Below are 25305 nucleotides of genomic sequence, written 5' to 3' on the forward strand. Positions count from 1 at the left end.
AATGGGAATCGGGTCAGAATTTTTATTTTAATGGTCTTACGACCTTAGAACCAATCATCGTCCTCTTCATCCCATTGATTTTCCGTTGGAATCCGACGAGAGCGATCGCGGGTATAGTAGCTATCTGACTCTCTGGGGGGATATGGGCGCGGTTCAGACGGTGGACGACGACGGGATCTCGGACTAGGGCGTTCTTCTTGCCAGTCGTCATATTCATCTTCATAGCGATCGTAACGAGGGGGAGGAGAACCGTAGGTTTGACGCTCATCATAACGAGGAGGAGGAGAACCATAGGTTTGACGCTCATCGTAACGAGGGGGAGGAGAACCATAATCTCGTGGTTCTGGATAACGGGGCATTCCATAGTCATCCCCGTAAGTTCCTCGACGGGTTGTATAGGGATAGTCGTCTTCATCATCTCCCGTTAAGGTCTTACGAATGGACTCAAAAATGCCTTCATCTTCCTCATCATCGTATTGTAAGCGCACTTCTCGGTTCAGTTCATATAAAACATCTTGTAAGTCGGCTTGCGCTCGATCTAAGCGTCTTTCGTCATCTTGCTCCAAACTGTCGAGGATCTCTGCATTTAAGGATTCGATTTGACGACGATACCCACTGGTAAACTGAGTCCCAAAGTCTAAGGTAACGTCTTTTAATCGCCGTAATGCCTGATCGGTCAAGGCTTTGGCCTTGTTGCGTTTTTCGATCCGTTCTCTGCGTTGTCGATCTTCTTCAGCAAATTGACTGGCTTCTTGGATCATGCGGTTAATTTCCCCTTCGCTGAGGGTTGAAGCCCCTTGTATGACCACACTTTGTTCTCTCCCTGTCGTGCGATCGCGGGCCGTCACTTGCAAAATACCATTGGCATCAATATCAAAGGCCACTTGCACTTGAGGAATGCCCCTCGGTGCCGGCGGTATCCCCGTTAATTTAAACCGTCCCAAGGATTTATTATCTTTGGCCATTTCCCTTTCTCCCTGGACCACATGAATTTCTACCATGGTTTGATTATTTTCCCCGGTCGAAAAGATGTCGGAACGACGCACAGGAATAGTGGTGTTGCGAGGGATTAATTTTTTCGTGACACCGCCGATGGTTTCTAACCCCAAGGATAAGGGAGTCACGTCTAATAACAAGATTTCTTTGACTTCCCCTGCTAAAATACCGGATTGAATGGCGGCCCCCACTGCTACCACTTCATCGGGGTTAACGTTTTCGTTGGGTTCTTTGTCAATGAAACTCCGCACTAACGCTTTAATCATGGGCATTCGAGTTCCCCCACCCACTAACACCACCTCATCAATTTGTACGGGGGTTAATCTGGCATCATTTAAAGCCCGTTTGATAGGACGAGTCAGACGACTGACTAAATCGGCACAGAGGTCTTCAAATTGAGGGCGTGTGAGACGAGTTTCTAGGTGCTTAGGACCGTCTTCAGTGGCAGTAATGAAGGGGAGATTAATATCGGTGACACTGACCCCTGATAGCTCGATTTTCGCCTTTTCGGCTGCTTCTGTGAGTCGTTGTAATGCCTGTCTATCTTGACGAAGGTCTACTTTTTCTTGTTCTAAAAATTGTTCGGCTAACCAGTCTACAATGCGTTTATCAAAGTCTCCGCCGCCGAGTTGGGTATCCCCACTGGTCGATTTAACTTCAAACACCCCGTCACCCACTTCTAAGACGGAGACATCAAAGGTGCCTCCTCCTAAGTCAAACACAAGGATTTTTTGGGAAATTTGTTGATCTAACCCATAGGCCAATGACGCTGCGGTGGGTTCGTTGATGATGCGTAAAACCTCTAATCCGGCGATTCTCCCTGCATCTCTAGTGGCTTGGCGTTGGGAGTCGTTAAAATAGGCAGGAACGGTGATCACTGCGCCGGTGACCGGTTCCCCTAAGTAGCGTTCTGCTTCTTCTGCGAGTTTACGGAGAATTTTGGCTGAAATTTCTTCGGGGGCAAAGTCTCTCTTGAGACGAGGACATTTAATTTTAATGTTGCCGTATTCATCCCGACGGATGGTGTAGGGAACTTGTTTCGATTCGGGGGTTAATTCTGCATACTTTCGTCCCATAAAGCGTTTCACCCCGTAATAGGTATTCTGGGGGTTTAAAACTGCTTGTCGTCTAGCCATTTGTCCGACGACCAATTCTCCATCTTTATTAAACCCAACCACAGAAGGGGTAGTACGCATTCCTTCTGAGTTGGCGATCACGACTGGCTTTCCGCCTTCCATTACGGCAACGACAGAATTAGTTGTCCCCAGATCAATGCCGACTACTTTGCCCATGTTTATTCTTTTCTCCAGCTACTCCATTTAATTGCGGTTGGTTCGTTCGAGAGTTTAGCTTGATTAAGTCTCGTTGACAATATTGTATCGAATTGTCGTCAGTATCAGTGAGCAGTGAACAGTTATCAGTCATCAGTTATCAGTTATCAGTTATCAGTGACCAGTTATCAAAAGGGATTATACTATCTTTTATAAGATTAAAAAGTTTAATTAATTAAGATAAAAAAATGAAACAATGGTACGAAGAGTTATTTGAGAATTATGCCCTTAAATATGAGCAAGAAGGTTTCACTCATGGCACGATGGGTGAGTGTGATTTTATCGAACAAGAAATCAATTATGACAAAAATACCCGAATCTTAGATATTGGCTGTGGAACGGGTAGACATTCTATTGAATTGGTCAAAAGAGGTTACGAAGTGGTAGGGATTGATTTATCTGAGTCCCTTTTAAATCGGGCAAAAGAAAAAGCGAAAGAAGAAAACTTATCTCTTGAGTTCTATCAATATGATGCTCGAAATTTACCTTTTGTCGATGAGTTTGATTTAGTCTATATTATGTGTGAGGGGGGTTTCTGTTTAATGGAAACCGATGAAATGAATTACCAAATTTTGGCCAGTGCAGCTAAAGCGTTAAAACCGGGTGGGCTGTTTATTTTTACCGCTTTAAATGCTTTATATCCCCTGTATCATTCTGTTAAAGAGTTGATGGATGATAATCTTAATTCTGGAAACACAGAAGAACATTCTTTTGATTTAATGACCTTTCGAGAGTCTAGCATTTTCAATATTGAAGATGATCTCGGCAATCAAAAAACAATTCACTGCAACGAAAGATATTATGTCCCCTCGGAAATTACCTGGTTATTACAAACACTAGGTTTTAAAAACATTGAGATTTTTGGCGCAAATCTTGGGGCTTTCAGTCGCAATGATTCATTATCACCCGATGATTATGAAATGTTAGTAATTGCTAAAATCTGAGTTCAATTAATGGGTCAATGAATATTCTTGAGCAAGAAATAATAAACTACAAACTTCTTCGTCAGTGGTTTGGGTAAAATCTTCGTACCAAAGGCTAATAGAATTCATATATTCTGGCATGGTTAAACACACTATTTGATCCACTTCTCCTCTTAATTCTTGACAAACCGAAGGCGGTGCAACGGGAACAGCAATAATAATCTTTTTGGCTTGCTGTTTTTTCATAATAGCGATCGCTGCTTTAATGGTTGAACCGGTAGCAATGCCATCATCCACTAAAATAACGGTCTGATTATAAATTCTAGGAAAGGGTTTATCTCCCCGATAAACTTGTTCTCGACGGTGCAATTCTTTTTGTTCTTTTTGGGTGACTTCTTCTATCACTTGAGGGGATATATTTGACCAATTAATAACATCTGTATTGAGAATTCTTGCCCCTCCTAAAGCAATGGCACCCATGGCTAATTCTGGACGGTTAGGAACCCCTAATTTTCTCACTAAACAAATATCGAGCGGCAGATTCAATTCTTTGCTAATACAGTAAGCAACGGGAACCCCTCCCCTAGGTAAAGCTAAAACCACCGTATTTTTCTGATTTTTATAGCTTGTTAATTTCTTGGCTAATTGTTGTCCTGCTGCTGTGCGATCATGAAAGCGACTATTCATGGTATTTTTCCCCTAGATTGTGTTTTCCCCTAACTTCTTTTTTTGTAGCGTTTGGCTAGGATTAAAACTCATTTATCCTATTTATTCTAACATTTTCAGATGGCTCAATCGGTCTTTGTGTTACAAAATATAAAGTCGATTTATCATTCTTGTTTAAAAATAATGCGATCGCCTCAACTTTGGCAAGTTACACTGATCTTAACCCTTGGGATTTTATCCGTTTCTTCTACAGCAATTTTTATCCGTCTTGCTTTGGAAGCTTCGGGAAAATTGGGACTAGAGTTTAGTCTTTTTTTAGCAGCGTCTCGTTTAATTATTGCTTCAATGGTTTTACTTCCTGCTTGGCGTACTGTTGTTAAAAATAAAGCCAGTGTCAAAGCTTATTATTATGCTGTGGGTGCAGGATTTTCTTTAGCGTTTCATTTTATTTGTTGGATTACTTCTTTATCGTTTACCTCTATTGCAGCCTCGACGACTTTAGTCACCACTAATCCTATTTGGGTGGTTCTTTTATCGTGGTTTTGGTTTAAAGAAAAGCCGAAAAAATTAACTCTTTTCGGAATTTTGATTGCTTTATTAGGGGGCATTTTGATCACGTTAGGGGGCAATGATGCCAATAACGCTTATCGTCAACCTCTGTTAGGTAATACCTTAGCTTTGCTGGGAGCTTTTTTTGTTAGTTTCTATTTAATTTTTGGTAAAATTGCTCAACAAGAAGGGTTAACTATTACCAGTTATAGTGTCATTGTTTATACTATGGCTGCTATCCTTCTTTTTCCTTTACCTTTTATGTTTGGTTCTGGTTATACGAATTATCCAAATTCTGTCTATTTTTACGTCCTTTTAATGGCCATTTTTTCTCAATTAATTGGTCATACTAGCATCAATTGGTCAGTGCGTTATGTGTCTCCGACTTTGGTGACTTTAGGAATTTTATTTGAACCCATTGGGTCTAGTTTCTTAGGGTTTATTATTTTTCAGGAAATACCTTCAATTTTTGTATTAATAGGAGCTATTATTATTTTAGTTGGTGTTATTATTGCTGTGATTAGTTCTCAAAATAAAGATAAATCCGTTTAGCCTTACTCGGTCAAATATTAAATATTAATTTTTAACCCTTTCTTCTCAGAATTGAACTAACAATTATCTTCTCCATTTTGCTCTTAAATAATACCATTGATCTAGATAAACTTGTGGATAAGCTGATCTTAACTATCCCATTTATTTCGTATAAGCAGAGGAAGGGTATAACAAAATAATAGGAACTTTTGGCTAACGAGGATTTTCTAAGGGTTGATATCAACAGAATAGGTAACTAAAGCGCAAATTAAAATCGCGATCGCCAACTTCTCTATAAAACTAAATCTCTTGTTTATTTTCGGCAAGCTTATTTAAGACAATACCCAGTAAACAATCAATTATAATTTTGTCGGTTAAGGTAAGTTTATGCTGACCATAGTCTTGCTTAATATATCTAAATCTCAGTCAGTGCTTGCTTTTGCATCAATTCAATGGTTAAACCACTCCCCTAAATAGTCATACTTTTTAATCCTATTACTTCAGAGAAGTTTGATGCTAGGGTTGAGCTAAACTGCCCCAAGAATTCATCAAGATCCTTGATAGTATTGATTAAATTTTCTGCTAGGTATTCTAACCTAATTAATCGAAAATATGCAGTAAACTGTTGATGCTAATGCCCAGATAAAATATAATTAGCTAAAAAGCCATCATCTAAAAAAATGCTCCCTAATTTACCATAATTTAAACCTTTTTAGCTTAATTTTTCTATTCCTAATCTTTGAGGAATTGAGAGACTAGATTTTTCTGTGGGATCACAGTTTAATCACTGGCTAATATCCATTAAACTCCCTCTAAACCATAAGGTAGAATGGAGATGATCATTCACAATTTCAGCGTCATTTCCTTCTGTAAATGCACTGAGATAAGCAATATTACTCATCTATTTTGGGTTTAACAAATTATGGCAGTGATGATCAATGGCTGGAATTTCAAGAATATCTTTTATATGTAGGATCTTTTCTCTCCCTGTCAACAATTTTCCCTTAAATATAGATCGTCAGACTCTAAAATCCCTGAAAAATCGAAAGTTATCTTTATCATAAACAAGACTTATTGTCAAATAGTTGCAAGAATAATTTACATTTGCTACTATCAGGATTATAGAAGGTAATCAAAAGCCTCTGGTGACTAACAATTACGGAGTGATTAACTATGACTAAGTACAAATACACAAAAAATGCGATTTCCAGAAAGAGACAAAATGAAGGAATGAGTTTATTGTCTTTATTATTCTTTATGATGGGAGCCGTTAATGTCTATGGACATTTACAAGGCAATGATAACCAAGTCACCACCACTAACGATAACGACATGACTGGTTTATTAAAAGTAGGTATTTTGGCTATGTTTTTAGCAGGGGTTATGGAACTTCTGGTTATTTAACTTTATTTTTAAACTGAATTTTTTAATGAGAAAATTATCATAAGGGAGTAACTAAAGTATCAATACTATCATCATTACTCCCCACTCAAATCAGTTAATTTTCAGGTTTTGTAAACCCATACTCTTCAAAGACAGCTTGAGCTTTGTCTTCCAATAAAAAGTTAACAAACTTTTTCGCCTCTTCAGGATTTTTGCTTTCTTTCACCACAGCAACAGGATAAACAATAGGGGAATGGGACCCTTTAGGTGCAGTGGCGGTTACTGTTACTTTATCAGAAATTTTTGCATCGGTACCATAAACAATACCAGCGTCAACATTGCCTGTTTCTACATAGAAAAGAACTTGACGAACATCTTTTCCATAAACTAATTTTGGTGTTAACTTATCGTAGGACTTTAACGAGGTTAACACCTCTTTTCCATATTGGCCAGCCGGAACACTATCAGGATCACCTAAAGCAATTTTATCTAACTTAGCAGTGGGTAACGTTTCAAAAGTAACTGATTCTTGGCTATCTTTTGGGGTGACTAAAACAACATTATTTTCTAGTAAATTCTTACGAGTATCTGTCAATAATAAATCCTTATCTTGTAGTGCATTCATCTGCTTCGGTGCAGCAGAAATAAAGATATCTGTCGGCGCTCCTTGTTCAATTTGTTGTTGCAAAGAACCCGAAGAACCAAAGTTATAAACAATATCGACATTGGGGTTTTCTTGTTGGTAAATAGGTTGTACTGCTTTCATGGCATCTTGCACACTGGCCGCCACCGAGACAGTTAAGGTAACTTGAGGGGTATCCTGTTGATTAGAATTGGAACCCGTGCAAGCTGTCACAAAAGTGGCTAATGTTAAAGCAAGAAAATGTTTTCTTTTCATGAAGATTGATGATCGTCTAATTGAACTAGAGGTATGCTAAAAACAATTATAGAATTGAGTCTATAAAATTAACAATATTTTAATCTATTCGCCATTAAAACAATGAACAGTGGCACGGCAAAACCTCAAGCGTCATCCTTATCTGAGGTCATCAAACAGTTAGAAACTTCCCCTGATGGTTTAAGCCAAGAAGAAGCCCAAAACCGTCTTAACCAATACGGTTACAATGAATTAGAAGACAAAAAAGTTAACCCCTTAATGATGTTGCTATCCTATTTCTGGGGTCCCATGCCTTGGATGATAGAAGCAGCCATTATTCTTTGTGCATTAGTGCAAGATTGGGTAGATTTTGGGATTATTTGTTTTCTGTTAATGGGTAATGCAGCCATCGGTTTTACCGAAGAAAAATCCGCCGGGGATGCAGTGGCCGCCCTCAAAGCGCAACTGGCCCGACAAGCTACTGCCAAACGAGATGGACAATGGAAAACCGTTCTCGCCAGGGAATTAGTTCCTGGGGATGTCATTCGCATCAAAATTGGGGATGTGTTGCCGGCTGATCTAAAATTGTTTGACTGTGATCCCTTAACCATTGATCAAGCCGCCTTAACTGGGGAATCTTTGCCCGTTACCCGTGAAACCGGGGATCTGGTTTATTCCGGTTCCATTCTCAAAAAAGGTCAAGCTGAGGCTGTCGTTACCAGTACCGGGGTTAACACCTTTTTCGGCAAAACTGCTAAATTAGTCAGCGAAGCCGAATCGACAGACCACTTACAAGAAACGGTTCTCAAACTCTCAGATTATTTGATCATTATCAATATCATCCTCGTGGCCATTATCCTCTTAGTCAGGGTTCACGATGGGGATAACTTTGTTCAAGTTCTCAAATATTGTCTCGTTTTAACTGTTGCCTCCATTCCCCTTGCCACTCCAACGGTATTGGCTGTCACCATGGCCATTGGGGCCCAACTGTTAGCCAAAAAAAACGCCCTCGTCACTCGTTTAGCTGCCATTGATGAACTGGCCGGGGTCAATATGTTATGTTCGGATAAGACGGGGACTTTAACCCTTAATCAACTCTCATTAGGCGATCGCTGGACCTTGGAGAACATTGATCCTGAAGAAATGCTGTTATCAGCTGCCCTTGCCTCTCGCAGTGAAGATCATGATCCCATCGATATCACCATTATTAATGGTTTAAAAAACCCCGATCAACTGCAAAATTATCAAATTACCCACTTTATCCCCTTTGATCCCGTTCGTAAACGCACAGAAGCCGAAATTATCAGTCACGACGGCACAACCTTTAAAACCAGTAAAGGTGCGCCGCAAGTTATTTTAGAGTTAAGTCCGAATAAAATAGCGATCGCCCCTCAAGTCAACGCCCAAATAGATGCTTTGGCCCAACGGGGTTATCGCGCTTTGGGGGTGGCGACGACGAATGAAGAGGGAGAATGGCAATTTTTAGGGATTCTGTCCTTATTTGATCCCCCTCGCCCTGATTCCCAGATCACCATCGAAAATGCCCGAAAATTGGGGGTTCCTCTGAAAATGATTACGGGGGATCAAGTGGCGATCGCCAAAGAAACCTGTCATCAATTAGGGTTAGGACAAAATGTCATCGATGCCCAGATTTTCCGAGAAACGTCCGCTTCTCAAATGAGTCAGTTAGCGAGGGAAATAAAATATGCTGATGGGTTTGGTCAAGTCTTTCCTGAAGATAAGTTTCATATTGTCGAAAGCTTACAAAAACAAGGGTATATTGTGGCGATGACGGGAGATGGGGTGAATGATGCTCCGGCCCTAAAACAGTCTAGCGCAGGAATTGCCGTTTCTGGGGCGACGGATGCAGCCAGGGCGGCTGCGGATATTCTCACATCTTGCACCAAAACAAATAAACTTAATAATTATGACAAGGTAGTCAATTGTGAATAATTTAGCATCAAAATTGAACACTTTTGCCTCTTGCCTCTTGCCTACCCCCCCTGCCCCCCTTTGAAAGGGGGGTGTGGGGGGTTTTAGCGAAGGTGCAAGATATGAGTATTGTTTTATTGACCCCTGGTTTATCAGTCATTATCGATGCCATTAAACTGAGTCGTCAAATTTTTCTACGAATGCAAAGTTATTGCATTTATCGGGTGGTGGAAACCGTTCGTATTTTGTTCTTTGTGACTATCGCTATTTTAGTTTATGGGTCCTATCCTGTTACTGTAGTGATGTTGGTACTGTTGGCTTTAATTAACGATGGTTCAATGGTAACCATTGCTTATGACAATACCAGAATTCCTAAACAGCCTCAACGTTGGAATTTAACCTTTATTCTTAGTTTTGCAACGTTTCTAGGTTTAGTGGGAGTTATTGAGACTTTTCTGCTCTATTATTACACGGAAATTTATCTCCAGTTGTCCCATGAAATGGTACAAACTCTGATTTATTTACACCTAGCAGTTGGGGGAATGATGACTATTTATGTAACAAGGGTGCAAGGCCCTTTTTGGTCAGTTTCGCCGGCTAAAACCATGTTAATGGCAACTGGGTTATCGGTGGCTATTTCTACTATTTTAGGCTGGTTTGGCATATTAATGGCTCCGGTTGGCTTTTGGTGGACCTTTGCCAGTTGGGGTTATGCCTTTGTTTGGTTCTTAATTTTTGATTGGTTAAAACTGTGGTTATACCGTCTCTTGAACAAGAAAAAAGTGGTTATGTTGGGACAACGTTATCTTCGTATTTGGAAGCAATTCAGTGGTGATTAAATGGTATGATTATAGCTTGCACCTTTGATAAGATTAGCTAGTTTTTAAGGGTTCAGCTATGAGCTATTTTCAGATAACACTAACTGCTGAGTGCTGAATACTAAATGCTTACATTATTAAGTTTATTGGTTAGACGTGCAAGATATCAGTATGAAAAAATAAGAAAAATAACCCTGACTCAAAAGGGATTTGTTACCTTATTTTTAAGGTAACAATATCCGTTATGATGAGGTTAAATTATTAATGTGCTTCTATCATCACAATAGAAGTTTCATCAATTATTCAACCCCTAACATAACATCACTCGCTTTGATAATAGCATAGGCTTCTTTACCTTCACTTAATCCCAAAGATTCAGCAGACTCTTTAGTAATCATGCCACTAATTTCTACCCCAGGAGCAACTTCTAGAGTAACAACAGCATTCACACTCCCCATTTCAACTTTTTTGACGGTTCCTTTTATGGTATTACGCGCACTACTTTTCATAGATTAACTCTCGAAATTAATTAAAAGTCTTGGTAACTATAACATAGTTTTTACATAGGGGGATAGCTCCAGTGGTTTCTTTTTTGTGGCTCATTTCATGTTGATAAGGCGAAGGGTTTCATTTATCATTATTCATCAATTTTTATTGATGTAATGTTTTATGATATAGATAGAGAATTTATTCAAGCTTATAATGATAATAACTTCAAGGAAGAATTACACTATGGTGAAAATGAAATCTTCAGTCGTTAATGTTATCTCATTGTTAAGATTGATAGCAAAATCTTGATTATTAACTAATATTGTGGTTTGGCCTTCAGCTATAGTGATTTTTAGATCATCGAAGGAGTCAATGGGAAGGTTTGAGAAGTGGATAACATCCCCTCTTTCAAAGTCTGTAATGCGATCGGGGTTAGCTGTGGTGGAGTCGTTGAAACTGTTGTAAATGAAGATATCTGCGTCGTTTCCGCCGGTTAAGATATCGCCACCGAGTCCCCCTGTAATCATATCATTGCCGTCTCCTCCTGTAATGACATCATCGTTACTTCCGCCGGTTAGGGTGTCGTTACCGTTTTCTCCCTCCATGACAACGGTATCATCACCAGAATGGGTAAAGGTGTCGTCTCCGTCATTTCCTATCACCATTTCTAGGTTAGTATGGCCTAAGTCGAGGGTGACAGCATCAGCAGTGGTAACGATCGCAATATCTGTTCCCTCTCCCCCATCAATAAAGCTATCTTCTGCATCAATATAGAGTAAGTCGTCTCCTGCGTTACCCTGTAGGCGATCGTCTCCTTCATCCCCGACTAACCAGTCGTTCCCATCGTTTCCGACTAAGGTGTCGTTTCCTGCTTCTCCTGAGAGGAAAATATCATCATTTGCGGTGGTGTAAAGGGTGTCGTTGCCAATGTTTCCTATGGCAACTTGGAGGTTACTGTCTGCGAGGTTGAGGGTTAAGTCGGTTTCGGTTTCGTGGATAAGGAGGGATACTGCGGTGTCATCTTCTGCGAGTATTTCTATTCCGGTGTCGGTTTGGTTAACTTTAAACCCTGTTTGAGTGACAAGGAAGGCAATATCGGATATTTCGCCACTGGTTCCGTCATTTCGGTTGAAAATGGAGCGTTTTTTGATAATATTACCGTCTTGGATGGTTTCGGTGGTGATACCGTTAAGGTTAATGCTAGTGATACCGTGATCTGTTAGGGTTTTGAGTTCGTCGGGTTGACTGATACCGTCTTGGTTAATATCTTGCCATACGAGTATTTGATTAAACTGGGTATCTGTAGCGGAAATAATCCCGTTTTGGTTGCTGTCTAGGGTTGCTAATGCGTCTAACCCAGAAGTAGGGGAACCGTCGTTAAAGTATTCGGAGAAAACTTCGGTAATATTGTTTATGGTCCCGTCTTGGTTTAAGTCTAGGGTTAGAATACCGTCGGTTGTCCATGCGGTGTTTTCAGCGTAACCATCTGCATCTATATCAAAGAAGATAGTAGAAGTAGATAGTTCAGATAAGTCTAATCCATTACCATCTAAATCAAGAATAATAGGATCTAAAGGAACTATATTGTTAGTATTTGTTTGATAAGAACCAAAAGCATATTCTGACGATTCTAAGAAAGATGGTAGAGGATTATTATAAGTTATTGTTATATCATCACTGTTTACAATTGTTTTGAAACTATTAAGATAATTTTTGTTGCTTGTTGTATAAGTAGTTTCCGTTGTAATTTCTTCTTGTTTTGCTTGTAAAAACTGATCGAGGGTATCTAAAGAAAAACCTTGATTGAGAGCATCCATTATAAATTCATAAGCTACAGAATGATCTGCCCCAACCGATAGATTATCAGCCAAATATGGATTTTGTGATGATGGATCTTCCTTAAGATAAAAGTCTAATACTTCTCTGGTAATTTTAATATCTTGATCTCCTAAAGGTTTGGTATATCCTAATGGGAATAGTCCATCATAATCACTACGAACAAGTATTACATTTTCAGCATCAGTTTTATCTAAACGTCCCTCATCAGATGAATATGGGATAAAAGTAAGTGTGTTCCTTTCAAAACCTGGACTAGCTGGATCTAATCCAATAATCGTATTAACTTGAGTATAATTATCTTTTGCATATTTTCCGATTGCTCCTGCTACTTGTGCGCCTAAACTATGACCTATAATTTGCAATTGACTAAAATCAATCTTTAACTCATGAAGTTTTTTAGCCATTTCTTGTCCAGCTAATTGAGTATCTGAAGCAGGAATGAAATAATTAACATTTTGGGCTAATTCAGACCAATCACCAATAATTACATTATGATTAGGATATTTATTTTCAAGCAGTTCTGCTACTAGAAAATTCCACTCTGGACTAACATTATTAAGCCAGCCAAATGTGATTAATATAGTCGCTTTGTTAGGATCTATTTCCCCTCGTGTAATCAAAGCTCCCTGATTATTTTCGTTGAGTTCAAATTCTTCCGTAATATATATTTGTTCTTGACCATTCTTTTCTTGTCTTATGAAAATATTTTCTAATCCATATTCTGAGGCAAGATTTTGTATTTCTTCGTTGGTTATATCTGGCTGTTTTAAAATATTTTGTAATAATAATTGTTTTTTAAAGTTGGTTAATTTGTCAATAGTTGTTTGTTGCTCATTGTAGTTAGTCAACCCATTAGCTATCCCTTGAATTCCTAATAACCACCCTTCTAAACTACCATCATCACTAATAGTTTCTATTCCATTGACAATATTAATAGCAAATTCTGTTGTACTGATAATATTTAGAAGTTGTTCTGATACGGCAAAGTCATCACCGAAGGTTGCAGATAGATTACTTCCTAAGAGAAAGCTGGCATTTACAAAGTTAGCGGTTGCTGCTAACCATTCATCTTCTTCTGCTAATTGAACACCACTATTAATACTTAAAGCTGCTTGAGATAAATAGCTATATTCTGGTAATCCTATGGGTAAAGCTGCATTAACGATACTAAGAAATCCTGTTAACCCATCTCCATTATCAATTGCTTGATAACCGTTATAAATTCCTGATGAAAATTGCTGAACATCGGCAAAGGTTTCAAACCCTTTAAATGATTCAAATCCTAACTCTTTAACTGTCTCAGTTAAACCAACATCAGGTAAGTCAAAACCGCCTAATTCTGCTGCTCCTAATGCTGCCATTCCCGCATTAAATATTGCCCCTCCTATATCCCCATTATAAGCAGATTGAACTGCACTTAAAGAAGCTCCAATTGTCTTTAAAGTAGTGGCAACTGTAGAAAATGTAGTACCTGAAACTCCTAAAAATGCTCCAGTTCCTGCTAAAGATGCTCCTGCGGTTGCTACTGCTGCCGCTACACTTAAAACTAAGGTAACTGTCCCTAATAATTCGTTAACAAAGGCTTTCTTTCTTGCTTTTCTTTCTTGTATTCTCCCGTCAATAATTTGGTTTAAAATGTCTTTTGATTGCTTGGCTAATTCACTGGATAAATCTACTGCACCCTCTGCATAGCCAATCTTATATAAAACTTCTAAATACTCTTGGTTAATATCGTCAGTTTCTTCCCCTAATTCCTGACTGATAATAATTTCATCATAGAGGGCTTTAGTAGCTCCTTGAAGGTCGGTTTCTGACTGTTTTAATATCCCTAATAACTGTTCTTCTTCTGCGTCTAATTTGGCGATTTCTGTTTGTAATTCGTTAGCTTCGGTTATTAAGGCGTTGGCAGTGTTTAAGAGATTTTCTTGTATGGTTGCTGCTTCTTTTCCTTGTAATGCGTCGTGGATATCTGCGGTGGTTTCTGCCAGAATAGTTTGAATATTTTCGGGTAATTCGGGTTGAGTTTGGATGGTTTCTAACTCACTTAAAAGTCCGGCTAATTGCCCTTTATATTCCGCTTGTTGGATAATATCTTCGATGGGTTGCAGTCCTAAGTCGCTTCTTAGGTCGTTTAATGCCTGTTGTAAGGCATCTTCGGCCTGTAATTGGTTTAATTGTTCCAGTTTTGCCGTGGCAATTGCCCGATCTCTGGCAATATCTGCCTGTTCCTTCTCAAATTGTGCGGTTATGGTTTCATCGATACCGAGTTGTCGTTGTGTTGCGAACTCTTGTTCTAGTGTAGCTTGGGCTAAGTTTAATTGTTCAACTTGCAGCAGTTGCACCAGGGTTTGTTCTGTCCAGTTTCTCAGATATTCCAGGGCATCTATGCGAAGTTCGGCAATATTTAACTGTTGCTGTAGGGTTTCAATATCTTCTTGAGTATTGTTAATATTGCTTTGTATTTCGTTGAATTCTGTTTGTGCGATCGCCTGTTGTTGTTGGATGAGATCGATTTGATCTTCAGCAGCTTCTTTAACTAGGGTAAATTGATCGGCTTGTTCTTGTGCCTGGTCTTGTAATGCCCGATATTTGAGCATTTCGTTGTAATAATAGTCTGCTTTGACTGCATCATCGGGTCTAGCGATGCCTCCGGCGCAACCACCCCCTGTATCACTCATTAAGTCCCGATAGTCTGTGTAATAAATTTCGGCAGCAGTGGCGAAGTTGTTGGCGGAAGCGACTTCTAAAAGATAGGCTGCTTCTTGACTTCCGGCTTCGGTTGCTTCGATGAGACGGGTTTGTAGTTGGGTTTCGAGGGTGTTGAGTTCTAATTGTTTTTCGGTGGCGAGGAGGGTATAGTTTTCTTTGAGTTCGGTGGCAGCGAGTAAGTCTTGCAGGGTTGACTGTTTGCTTTGTATCTCGGTTAAATATTGGTCGTTTTGCACCTCTAGAAATGCCTGTAAATCTTCCATAGAGGCGGTTAAAGCGATGCTGGTAGCCTCAGCTTGTTGGGCTAGTTTTTGGACTTCGGCGAGGGCGTTTTGTGCGTCTAAGAGTTGATCTTCGAGGTTGCTATAGTCGCTGTCGGGACTGTCTATGGTGGCGAGTAATAGTTGATGTTCCGTTTCAACGACGGTTTTTTGTGCTTCTAAAAGGGTGATTTTTTGAGTCAGGGCGGTTTGTTGCGCCGTTAGGATGATCTGTTTTTGGTTTAAGAGATCGATTGATTGTTGTAGTTGAATGGTTTTAGTTTCATCCCCCCTTAGTCCCCCCTTATCAAGGGGGGAAACATCGCCCCCCTTAGTAAGGGGGGTTGGGGGGATAGTATCGAGTTGGGTTTGCAGTTGTAACTGTAGCGCAATAGTTTCTGATAGTTCGGTGTCGAGGAATAGGGTTTGTTGTTCAACCCACGCGCGAGTATTGGCTATTTGTTGCAGCAGGTTTTGAGTATTGGTGTCGAGGGTGGCTTTTTGTTCTAAGACATCATTAAGGGCGGTTTGATAGGCTTCACTACTGTTATCATATTCAGCAAGTTCGGTTGTAGTGGTAGCTTTAGCTTCCTCTGCTGCCAGTTCGGCGATCGCCAGTTGTTCTTTGAGGGTGGGGAGTAGGTCGGAAAAGGTTTCCAGTTGTGCTTCTTGTTCGGGGAGTAGTTGCCGTTGCGCTTCTAATAATTCGAGTTCAGCGATAAATTGATCTAGGGTAAGTTCAGCTTCATCAGCAGCTTGGTTTGCTTCTTGCCATTGGGTGATCAGTTCGTCGGTCAGGTTTTGTTGTTGGGTATCGTCGATAACTTCTTGATCTAGGTTGGCTGCATATTTTCTCAGGTTGGTTGCTTGTTTGGTGTAAGTATCCCAGATGATCCAATGGTGATCGACATGGGTTATGGTTATCCATTTTCTTTTACTCCTAAAAAGGCCACGTTTTTTATAACTACGCGATTCTGTCCAAGTAGGGCCAGCTTTACGGCTTAAGTCCCAGTGTATGGCTGCTTGTTCTTCGTACCAGTCTGCTTGTGATAAGGCTGCGGTTGCATTGGCTTGTTTTTGAGCAATTTGGGCTTTTAGGGTTTCTAGTTGTTGTTGGGAGTTGGTGAGTTCATCAGTTATTTGTTGTTGCAGGTTGTAAAGGGTGGTTGCGTCAGATAAGGCGGGGTAATATTGATTTCGGAGATTATTAAGGGCAGTATTAGCATCATTTTCAATAGTTGCTTTACTGTCTCCATTAGAATGCCAAAGATGAACATAATTATTAACATCAAAATGAACTAAGTCAGTTTTGCCATCTCCATTAAAATCTCCTGTTTCGTATCTATAATTATTAACCCCGACTCCATATCCCCCACCAGGAGTAAAACTCTTAATGCTAAACGTTCCATCTCCATTAGAATGCCAAAGATGAACATAATTATTAACATCAAAATGAACTAAGTCAGTTTTGCCATCTCCATTAAAATCTCCTGTTTCGTATCTATAATTATTAACCCCGACTCCATATCCCCCACCAGGAGTAAAACTCTTAATGCTAAACGTTCCATCTCCATTAGAATGCCAAAGATGAACATAATTATTAACATCAAAATGAATTAAGTCAGTTTTGCCATCTCCATTAAAATCTCCTGTTTCGTATCTATAGTTATTAACCCCGACTCCATAATTATCAGGATCAAAATGGGTAATATCAAAGGTTCCATCACCTTTAGAAAACCAAACATGAATATAACCGTTACCACCTCTCCAACTATCATCAACAAAATGAACTAGATCAGTTTTTCCATCTCCGTTAAAGTCTCCTACTTCATAACGATAATGATTATTATTTACTCCATAGTTACTAGGATCAAAATAGCTAATATCAAAGGTTCCATCACCTTTAGAAAACCAAACATGAATATAACCGTTACCACCTCTCCAACTATCATCAACAAAATGAACTAGATCAGTTTTTCCATCTCCGTTAAAGTCTCCTACTTCATAACGATAATGATTATTATTTACTCCATAGTTACTAGGATCAAAATAGCTAATATCAAAGGTTCCATCATCTTTAGAAAACCAAACATGAATATAACCGTTACCATCTCTCCAACTATCATTAACAAAATGAACTAGATCAGTTTTCCCATCACCATTAAAATCTCCTGCTTCATAACGATAATTATTATTCTCTACTCCGTATCCCGTACCAGGAGTAAAACTCTTAATACTAAAAGTTGCATCCGTATTCGGTTTATTGCTATTTTCCCAAGATAATAGTCTTTGTTCTTTAGTATTTAAAATAATTTGATATTCTTCTAAATAATCTTGTAATTTATTGGGATTTTGTTCAGCTTGTAGGGTTAAGTATGCAGTTTCTACTCGAAGATTTTGGAGCTTTGATATTACTTCATTTTTAACGATTTCATTATTATGAAGTGAAACATGATAATCATTGTTTTCATTAGCAACAATTAAATCCGTTTTTCCATCTCCATTAAAATCTCCTAACTTCCATTGATGATCTTTTAAGTTACCTCCATGATTTTGCCATAAATACGTAATAAACCCATTACCCTGAGAAATGGAAACATGATAATCATTATTTTGATTAACAACAATTAAATCAGTTTTTCCGTCTCCGTTAAAATCGTGAACATTCCATTGATGAGTATTTAAAGTTCCTCCATGATTTTGCCATAAATGTGTACTGAACCCATTACCCTGAGAAATAGAAACATGATAATCATTATTTTGATTGACAACAATCAAATCTGTTTTACCGTCCCCATTAAAATCTGCTAATCTCCATTGATGATCTTTTAAACTACCTCCATGATTTTGCCATAAATGAGTTACGAACCCATTACCTTGAGAAATAGAAACATGATAATCATTGTTTTCGTTAGCAACAATTAAATCCGTTTTTCCATCTCCATTAAAATCTCCGAACTTCCACTGATGAGTGTTTAAACTTCCTCCATGATTTAACCATAAATGAGTCGGGTTAAAACCATTTCCATTAGAGATAGAAACATGATAATCATTATTTCCATTAGCAACAATTAAATCAGTCTTTCCATCTCCATTAAAATCTGCTAATCTCCATTGATGTTCACTTAAAGTTCCCCCGTGATTTTTCCATAAATGGGTACTAAAACCATTACCCTGAGAAATAGAAACATAATAATCATTATTTTCATTAGCAACAATTAAATCTGTTTTCCCATCTCCGTTAAAATCCCCAACTCGCCACTGATGAGTGTTTAAATTTCCTACATGATTTTGCCATAAATGTGTGCTAAACCCATTACCCTGAGAAATAGAAACATGATAATCATTGTTTTCATTAGCAACAATTAAATCTGTTTTTCCATCCCCATTGAAATCTCCAAATTGCCACTGATGAGTGTTTAAACTTCCCCCATGATTTAGCCATAAATGAGTTGGGTTAAATCCATTTCTATTAGAGATAGAAACATGATAATCATTATTTTGGTTAACAACAATTAAATCCTTTTTACCATCCCCATTAAAATCTGCTAGTCTCCATTGATGTTCCCTTAAAGTTCCCCCGTGATTTTTCCAAAGACTGGTTTGATTAAACTGAGCAGTATCATCAATAAGTAACTGATTTATACTATCTTGTTTCTGTTTAATATAATTTTGTAAATTCGTTTCTATAAATTGTTCTTGTTGCTCACTAGATAAGTCAATTTCGATAACTAAATCTTGAGTTTTGTTAATAATTTCATTATCTAATTTATCAATTAATAAAGGACGTAATATTTCAGCAGTTTGGTTAATTAAAATCTTAATACCTTGATCATGTAATGCGTCTATTTCATCAGTAACTCTACTTTTATTAGCAATAGCTTGATCATTAATTTCTTTTATTTGCCGATCAAAAAGACTATAGTTAATCTCAATAAGACCACGTTTACTACCACCCCAATCAGTTATAGCATCTACATCATTCCATGCTCCACTACCATAACTATAAGCATAATCTTCATTACGTTTATTATTAGGTTCTCCAGGAATCCAACTTGTAAAAGTAATAGGTTCTCCATTAACCCATCGCCAATGTCCCTCTGCAACTTCATCTGTTAAACCTATCCAATAAGTAAGATAACCGAAATTTTGATTTAACCATCGTTGTTCTTCCCAACTGTTAATAACAACAAGATGTCCACCAGCAGCTATTCCTTCATTTCTAGCTGCGTGCCAATTATTAACAGATTGACCTATAAAATAATAATTTCCAGTTACATTACTGAACTTTGCGCCTTTTGATAAAGCTTTCTGTTGTACTTCTTTCTTGTTATCGGAAACGATATCTAAATCAATGCTTTTTTGACTGTCAATATCTATATATACTTGATACTTATTTGAATAAAGTTGTGAGTTAGTCTCATAGAAAGATTGATAATTATTTAATGTTTTATTTAGTTGCTCTACAATCTCTTTATATGCTTCATTGTTGCTTAAAATCCTTATTAACTCTTCAGTAACTTTAATAACTTCCTGATGTGACCATTTATAATCACTCTCTTTTTCAGAATTTAATTTAGTTAAGATTGCTTGTAAAGTAGTATATTGATTTTCAAAACTCGTTAAAGTTGAAATATGCTCAATTTTTTCAGTTAATAAATTAACCTGTTGTTGTTGAGTGGTTAAAACAGCGATCGCCTCTTCCAAACTATCAACAGATTCCCCTAACGCATCCGCATAATTAACCTGCGCTTCTTGACGTGCGATCGCCTCTTGTAATTGAATTTTATCTAATAAATAAACCCCTTCAGGATCAGCTAAATTATCCTCTATATAAGTCTCTAATTCATTAACTGCTTCGGTGCGTTGTTTCGATAAATTCCAGACATCAACCGTCAACTGATGAGACTCTTTTAAATTCTCTAACCAAATAGCGGATAAACCCTCTATTTCCTCTGCTAACTCGGCCCCTAAAATAACATAACCTTCAATACTATCCGTTTCTAAAGCAACCGTTACCGCGTCTTCTGATGCTGCTTGAGACTGTAAAGAAGTCAATCTATCTGAGACTATTTCCTCCCCTTCCACCGCTAAAATTTTCTGCCATAACTTCACCACTTCTGGGGTAGTTTCATCAATAGTCCAATCTAAAAACCCTGTGACATCTTCCGTTAATAAATAATGATAGGTTGTCTCAAGCTCAGTTAATGCTGTCTCTGCTAAGGTTTCAGTATTTTGTAACTCTTCTAACTCAGTTTGTAGAGTAGATAACTTTTCATTAGCATTATTAACAATGGTTTCCTGTTCAACAATCTCCTGATTATTTAACCGCTCTAAATCTTCTGTTTGCTGCTGTATTTGTAACTTAACTGACTCTAATTTTTGAGCCGTATCTAACCCACTCAAGGATAATAACTCTTGTTGTAAAGAATATCTCAAAATATGAGCATTTAACTCTTTTTGTAACGCATAAATTTGTTGTGCATTACTATTACTATCTTGACGCAGTTGTGATAATTCTTCCTCAGTATCAAAAATGTCTTGTTTAATCTCATCTGCCTTAGCTTGAATAATTAACTTTTCCTGATCCGAAAACTTTTCAATCGACTCTTTTTGCTCCTCAAATATCTCTATCTCCTTGACTAAATCTGCTTTATCTGCTATTAATTTTTTTAATCTTTCCTCTTCAACCCAATAATAATCATCCGCAATAGTTAACCTCTCTTCAACCGTTTCTATCTGAGAAGCTGTTACAGAAACATTCTTTTGTAACTTCTCATACTCATCTAAAAAGGTTTGAAAAGCAACATCAAAGGCAATTTTTAAAGAGTTAACTGCTGTTTCGTCATTTAACAAACCTAAACCCGTTAGAAACGCTGTTAAATCATAGTGTGACTGGGTTAATAATTCGATAGCTAATTTAGTGTTCATTATAATTAATTAACTTAAAAAATAAACAAAATATGTATAGATGTATTGAAACCTATACATGGGTTTAATCGTATTAAACCCCTACGTAATTAAAAAATATTAGGGAACAAAAACAAAATACAACAAATAAACTGTGTTGAGATTAATAAGAAAATGTACTGACACGATAACACACTCTTATCAGTTTTTCCAGGTCACTTACGAACATAATCTATCAGTAAATACACGGAAGATTAACAAATAAATTATAAAGTTTCTGTAAAGTAATTGTCCCTATTTTAAAGATTTGATGAAGCAAAATAGTGCAAATGCTGATCAATTCAACATTCCATAAATTCATCAATTATTAATTAACTATCCGTGAAATTACTGATAAATAGGTCACGGATATGATGATTGATATTTGTAGGGGTCAACGGCCGTTGACCCCTACTGTTATTTTTACTTTTTTGTCAAGAGTAGCTTTATATTCCTTTACAATAATTTAGTACACTTGGTCAAAAAAGTTTCGATTTTTCTAGCAAAAGAAGGGTTTTGTAGCGATCGCCGACTAACCTATAACGAAAAATTAGGAATATTTACAGCTATTTCAAAATTAGACAGACGTGCTGTAGATGTTTAATCTTGTTTATCATACCACAAGCCCGTAACTTCGTTGCTTATTGATAATAATTTTCACACATTGCGTAATGTTAAGAGAGTCAAAATTTTTTATTTTGTATAATGTTTTTATTTTAAATAAGATTCACTTATTTTTTGTCGAGGGTAAGGTGGGCAAAAGGTAAAAATATGAGAGGAGGAGTAGAGATAGGTTGAGTTTTGCCCACCCTACGAATTAATTAATATTTTGCCATTCTTCTGCTTCTGTAAATAACCTAAGATGCTTAAGATTGGTGGTACTAACAACAATATATCTACCCGGAAACTTGTTAACTAATAATTGCCAATGAGCAGCAATGATGATATCAATATCTAACGAGTTATTGGCTGCGGTTGGGTTTCCTTGTAAACGAGAAGTTGACCAAATTTCTGCAGCTATATTAGCCACTTCTTCATCAACAATTAAAACATCAATAAACTGTCTTAAATTGTTCGCTTGATTTAGTCCTTCTGCATCATTTCCCTGTTTAACTGATAAAATTAAACTTCGTTTTAATTCATAAAAGCAAAGTTCTGAGGAAACAAAATAAACCCACCTTGCTAATAGACGCTCAAACCAAACTTTGCATTGAACTGCATCTGGATGATCGTTAGGATTAGAAAGTTTACCTAAAATGTTAGTATCCAGAAAAATAATCATTTTTGATCAAATAACTTTCTATTGCGATATGTGTCAATGGTTTCTTCTACCATTTTCCATGCTTCTAACTCTTTTTGTTTTTCTTCTGGTGTTAAATTTTCTTGACGCTGTGTCGCTTTTTCCCTCCATTTTCGCATCATTTCGATTCCTTCTTGATTAATTCTAATTTGTTCTTCTCTTGTGCGTCCATAATGTTTCATTTCCGGGAGTAATTCACCCACAGGTTCGGGGTATTCTTCGTGATCGAGATTAGAATGGGGTTTATGTTGCATCTTTAATCACCTTGAATAAAGTCCGTAGGGGCTTAATAATATTAAGCCCTTATCATGATTATATCACCAATCTATTAAGAGGATTTAAACAAAGGTTTTCCGTCAGGCGATCGCTTAATAGTTCCATCTTTATTGGTATCAACTTCTGCAAATAAATAGTTACCTTGATCATTTTTTTTCAAAATTAACTTATCTCCGAAACGTTCATATAAAGGAGGACAAAAAACAGGTATTCCTTGATATTCGACGATGTTATTATTGTTATCTAACAAAACGGGACAAGTAACTAAGTTTCCCTCGGCATCGAAAACCCATTCTTGACTTTGAGGATCTCGTAATGGCGTAGGATATATCGGTAAACCATTACTACTTTTTAAAGTCTCTCCTAACTGATTTTTAACTGAGTGTAAAAAGACCTGTTTTCCTTGGGGGTTAATAATAGGTTGTTGTGTTTTAGGATCTCGTAAAGGAATCATTGCAGGTTGTGGCATTTGAACCGCTATATTTTCAGATATAGGGTTTTGTAAGGGAGGTAAATCTTGATCGCTGATGTCATAATGTTGGCTGTATTGAATGGCTGCTTTTTTAAACCCAAACCTTTCAAGTAACTTTTGAACCCCAGTTTGTTCAATACTAATCAGTAAATCAAGATCACTAAGTTTCAGTTTTTCAGCCAAAGTGATCGCATTTTCAACTAATAAAGTAATGGCTTCAGGTTTACGATGTTGTGGTTGAATATACATCCCCATTGCTCCACCCATACGACGAGGCAAAAAAGGGCTATCATTAACATCTTCATAGTCTAAACTAGGGGTTTCATCGTGAACATAAGTGAATAAAAACCCGACAATATCCTGGGTTTCTTCATACTCCAACAGAAAACTATAGATAGATGGGGAGGCTAATTTTTTCTTGACATAAGATAGGTAGTCAAAATGGGATTTGAGAATTAGGGAAGGATCATATTTGGTTCTTTGTTGAAGAAAACTTTGCCAAAGAGGAGCGATGGCGGTAGCATCTTTAAGAGTTCCTCGTCGTTGCTGATACATTTGTTAATTACGGATTAATGATTACAGTTTCGTTTTTACAAAACATTTCACGAGAATCTACAGTTAATCAACAAAATAAGTCAAGAGCAGAAAATAACTGGTTAAAGAATAACTGTTCACTCCAATTTAGCTAAAAGTCTGAGGACAATCAATGCCACTATAGTGCCTGTTATCCCTAATAACCACAAACCACAACCCATGGCCGTCCCTAAAGCGGATGATACCCAAATAGCGGCCGCAGAAGTCAAACCATGAACCCTCGAACTCCGTAAAATAGTTCCTGCACCGATAAAACTGACCCCTCCAATAATTCCAGAGATGGTTCGTCCGAGAATGTCTGGGTTTTGTTGAGCAGCACCGAGTTGAATCGGAATGAGAACAAACATAGCCGCCCCAAAACTGACTAAAATATGAGTCCGCAAACCAGCAGCTTTATTTTTGGTTTCCCTTTCTGTGCCGATAATAGCCCCGGCTAACAAGGCTAAACCCAAGCGAGCAATCAGAGTTAATTCGTTAACAGGAGCAAAAGCAGAGGGTTCGGACAATGGTTTTAATCCTCATATTTAAACTATTCTAATGCTGTATTTTCCATCTCAAAGATACGGGGATAGGTTAATTTATGTTTAGCAAAGGCTTCTTTTGCCCTGGTGGTTAAATCCGTTTTGTAAATAAATTCATCCCTTGCGTCTAAAGGATAGGATTTGAGCTTAAATAAAGTTCCCCAAGGTTTTTCTTCAATAATGACTAAAATGGGTAATTTTAAAGCAGTATATTTGCTAGTATGGGCAACCCGATAGAGGAGTTTCTGCACTACATTAACATCGGTTTCGTGAGCAAAATAAAACTCCGTCACGACTTGCGCTTCTAAGGCTCCTGCATTGGCATTAGACACTGCTTCTGTCCAAATTTTATTATGGGGAATGGTGACTAAATTATCATCGGGGGTTTGTAGTTTAATGGCTCGAAGACCATAACTAATAACTTCACCATAATGGTCTCCTATTTTAACACGATCGCCCACATCATAGGGGGATTCAAACAAACCCACAATGCCAGCAATAATAGAACTAGCATAGTCTTTAAAAGCAAAACCCAAGGCCACTGCCACGGTCCCGGTTACAGCAATAATATTGTCTCTTGATAGATGAAAAAAGAGATTCATCAGAATGATAACGGTGATGACTAAGACAAACATTCTTAAGAAAGGTAAAAATTGCTTGACTCTCAAACGCCATCGTTTGGCAATTCTTTCTGATAACCAAAGAATGAGTTTATCGACAATTTTTAAAAGGGAATAAGCACTAACTAAAATCAATATTCCCTGAATGACTTTATTGATAGTAAGTTCGGAAATAATATCGTTGTCTGAGTTATCTTGAATTTCACTCAAAGATGATTGTGCTAACCAATAGAGTTGATAATTAATTTGAATTAGGAAATGATTCATGGT

The 25305-nt window shown here is 37.7% G+C and carries 14 protein-coding genes and 1 pseudogene; 5 read left to right on the plus strand and 10 right to left on the minus strand.

Annotated features, from left to right (window positions below; genetic code table 11):
- Positions 1–44: 44 nt before the first annotated feature.
- Positions 45–2288 (minus strand): molecular chaperone DnaK, encoded by a 2244-nt coding sequence (gene dnaK / locus C4E06_RS06070; RefSeq protein ID WP_107667245.1) that lies wholly within the window; start codon positions 2286–2288, stop codon positions 45–47.
- Between the two features lie 227 nt (positions 2289–2515).
- On the opposite strand from dnaK, the gene C4E06_RS06075 reads away from it, so the two are divergent.
- Positions 2516–3271, plus strand: coding sequence for a class I SAM-dependent methyltransferase (locus C4E06_RS06075; RefSeq protein WP_107667246.1), 756 nt, complete (start codon positions 2516–2518; stop codon positions 3269–3271).
- A 6-nt stretch (positions 3272–3277) separates the two neighbouring features.
- Here the strand turns inward: C4E06_RS06075 and C4E06_RS06080 are convergent, their stop codons facing one another.
- On the minus strand, positions 3278–3937 hold the full coding sequence (locus C4E06_RS06080; protein WP_107667247.1) for a phosphoribosyltransferase: 660 nt from the start codon (positions 3935–3937) through the stop codon (positions 3278–3280).
- A 162-nt stretch (positions 3938–4099) separates the two neighbouring features.
- Here C4E06_RS06080 and C4E06_RS06085 point away from each other — a divergent pair, with 162 nt between their 5' ends.
- Positions 4100–5017 carry a DMT family transporter gene (locus C4E06_RS06085; protein WP_107667306.1) on the plus strand — a complete coding sequence of 306 codons (918 nt, stop codon included), beginning with the start codon at positions 4100–4102 and terminating at the stop codon, positions 5015–5017.
- A gap of 1152 nt (positions 5018–6169) precedes the next feature.
- Positions 6170–6400: a hypothetical protein gene (locus C4E06_RS06100; RefSeq protein ID WP_107667248.1), complete on the plus strand. Its 231-nt coding sequence runs from the start codon at positions 6170–6172 to the stop codon at positions 6398–6400.
- Between the two features lie 94 nt (positions 6401–6494).
- Here the strand turns inward: C4E06_RS06100 and modA are convergent, their stop codons facing one another.
- Positions 6495–7277 (minus strand): molybdate ABC transporter substrate-binding protein, encoded by a 783-nt coding sequence (modA, locus tag C4E06_RS06105; RefSeq protein ID WP_107667249.1) that lies wholly within the window; start codon positions 7275–7277, stop codon positions 6495–6497.
- A gap of 102 nt (positions 7278–7379) precedes the next feature.
- Here modA and C4E06_RS06110 point away from each other — a divergent pair.
- Together C4E06_RS06110 and C4E06_RS06115 are read left to right on the plus strand one after the other, a co-directional pair.
- Positions 7380–9143 (plus strand): annotated as a pseudogene (locus C4E06_RS06110) (plasma-membrane proton-efflux P-type ATPase); the annotation flags it as partial.
- 167 nt (positions 9144–9310) lie between these two features.
- Positions 9311–10027, plus strand: a complete 717-nt coding sequence (locus C4E06_RS06115; protein WP_198648368.1) for a hypothetical protein — start codon at positions 9311–9313, stop codon at positions 10025–10027.
- 278 nt (positions 10028–10305) lie between these two features.
- Here the strand turns inward: C4E06_RS06115 and C4E06_RS06120 are convergent, their stop codons facing one another.
- From C4E06_RS06120 to C4E06_RS06150, 7 genes are all read right to left on the minus strand, one after another.
- Complete coding sequence (locus C4E06_RS06120) at positions 10306–10515, minus strand: molybdopterin-binding protein (protein ID WP_107667250.1); 210 nt, start codon at positions 10513–10515, stop codon at positions 10306–10308.
- A gap of 216 nt (positions 10516–10731) precedes the next feature.
- The gene (locus tag C4E06_RS06125; protein WP_107667251.1) at positions 10732–21234 is read right to left on the minus strand and encodes an FG-GAP-like repeat-containing protein; all 10503 of its coding nucleotides are present in this window, start codon (positions 21232–21234) and stop codon (positions 10732–10734) included.
- 835 nt (positions 21235–22069) lie between these two features.
- Positions 22070–22534 carry a type II toxin-antitoxin system VapC family toxin gene (locus C4E06_RS06130; protein ID WP_107667252.1) on the minus strand — a complete coding sequence of 155 codons (465 nt, stop codon included), beginning with the start codon at positions 22532–22534 and terminating at the stop codon, positions 22070–22072.
- Positions 22531–22806 carry a hypothetical protein gene (locus C4E06_RS06135; protein WP_107667253.1) on the minus strand — a complete coding sequence of 92 codons (276 nt, stop codon included), beginning with the start codon at positions 22804–22806 and terminating at the stop codon, positions 22531–22533. Before C4E06_RS06135 ends, C4E06_RS06130 begins: the two co-directional genes overlap by 4 nt.
- 74 nt (positions 22807–22880) lie before the next feature.
- The gene (locus tag C4E06_RS06140) at positions 22881–23855 is read right to left on the minus strand and encodes an N-acetyltransferase (protein WP_107667254.1); all 975 of its coding nucleotides are present in this window, start codon (positions 23853–23855) and stop codon (positions 22881–22883) included.
- Positions 23856–23971: 116 nt separating this feature from the next.
- Positions 23972–24400: an MgtC/SapB family protein gene (locus C4E06_RS06145; RefSeq protein ID WP_107667255.1), complete on the minus strand. Its 429-nt coding sequence runs from the start codon at positions 24398–24400 to the stop codon at positions 23972–23974.
- Positions 24401–24423: 23 nt separating this feature from the next.
- Positions 24424–25302: a mechanosensitive ion channel family protein gene (locus C4E06_RS06150; RefSeq protein ID WP_107667307.1), complete on the minus strand. Its 879-nt coding sequence runs from the start codon at positions 25300–25302 to the stop codon at positions 24424–24426.
- Between the last annotated feature and the right edge of the window lie 3 nt (positions 25303–25305).

The sequence above is a fragment of the Cyanothece sp. BG0011 genome (genome assembly GCF_003013815.1).
Lineage (GTDB): Bacteria > Cyanobacteriota > Cyanobacteriia > Cyanobacteriales > Microcystaceae > Crocosphaera.

What these genes read in the sequence shown, in the direction of transcription:
- dnaK (WP_107667245.1), bottom strand. Translation starts at nt 2,288, where the DNA reads ATGGGCAAAGTAGTCGGCATTGATCTGGGGACAACTAATTCTGTCGTT.
- C4E06_RS06075 (WP_107667246.1), top strand. Translation starts at nt 2,516, where the DNA reads ATGAAACAATGGTACGAAGAGTTATTTGAGAATTATGCCCTTAAATAT.
- C4E06_RS06080 (WP_107667247.1), bottom strand. Translation starts at nt 3,937, where the DNA reads ATGAATAGTCGCTTTCATGATCGCACAGCAGCAGGACAACAATTAGCC.
- C4E06_RS06085 (WP_107667306.1), top strand. Translation starts at nt 4,100, where the DNA reads ATGCGATCGCCTCAACTTTGGCAAGTTACACTGATCTTAACCCTTGGG.
- C4E06_RS06100 (WP_107667248.1), top strand. Translation starts at nt 6,170, where the DNA reads ATGACTAAGTACAAATACACAAAAAATGCGATTTCCAGAAAGAGACAA.
- modA (WP_107667249.1), bottom strand. Translation starts at nt 7,277, where the DNA reads ATGAAAAGAAAACATTTTCTTGCTTTAACATTAGCCACTTTTGTGACA.
- C4E06_RS06115 (WP_198648368.1), top strand. Translation starts at nt 9,311, where the DNA reads ATGAGTATTGTTTTATTGACCCCTGGTTTATCAGTCATTATCGATGCC.
- C4E06_RS06120 (WP_107667250.1), bottom strand. Translation starts at nt 10,515, where the DNA reads ATGAAAAGTAGTGCGCGTAATACCATAAAAGGAACCGTCAAAAAAGTT.
- C4E06_RS06125 (WP_107667251.1), bottom strand. Translation starts at nt 21,234, where the DNA reads ATGAACACTAAATTAGCTATCGAATTATTAACCCAGTCACACTATGAT.
- C4E06_RS06130 (WP_107667252.1), bottom strand. Translation starts at nt 22,534, where the DNA reads ATGATTATTTTTCTGGATACTAACATTTTAGGTAAACTTTCTAATCCT.
- C4E06_RS06135 (WP_107667253.1), bottom strand. Translation starts at nt 22,806, where the DNA reads ATGCAACATAAACCCCATTCTAATCTCGATCACGAAGAATACCCCGAA.
- C4E06_RS06140 (WP_107667254.1), bottom strand. Translation starts at nt 23,855, where the DNA reads ATGTATCAGCAACGACGAGGAACTCTTAAAGATGCTACCGCCATCGCT.
- C4E06_RS06150 (WP_107667307.1), bottom strand. Translation starts at nt 25,302, where the DNA reads ATGAATCATTTCCTAATTCAAATTAATTATCAACTCTATTGGTTAGCA.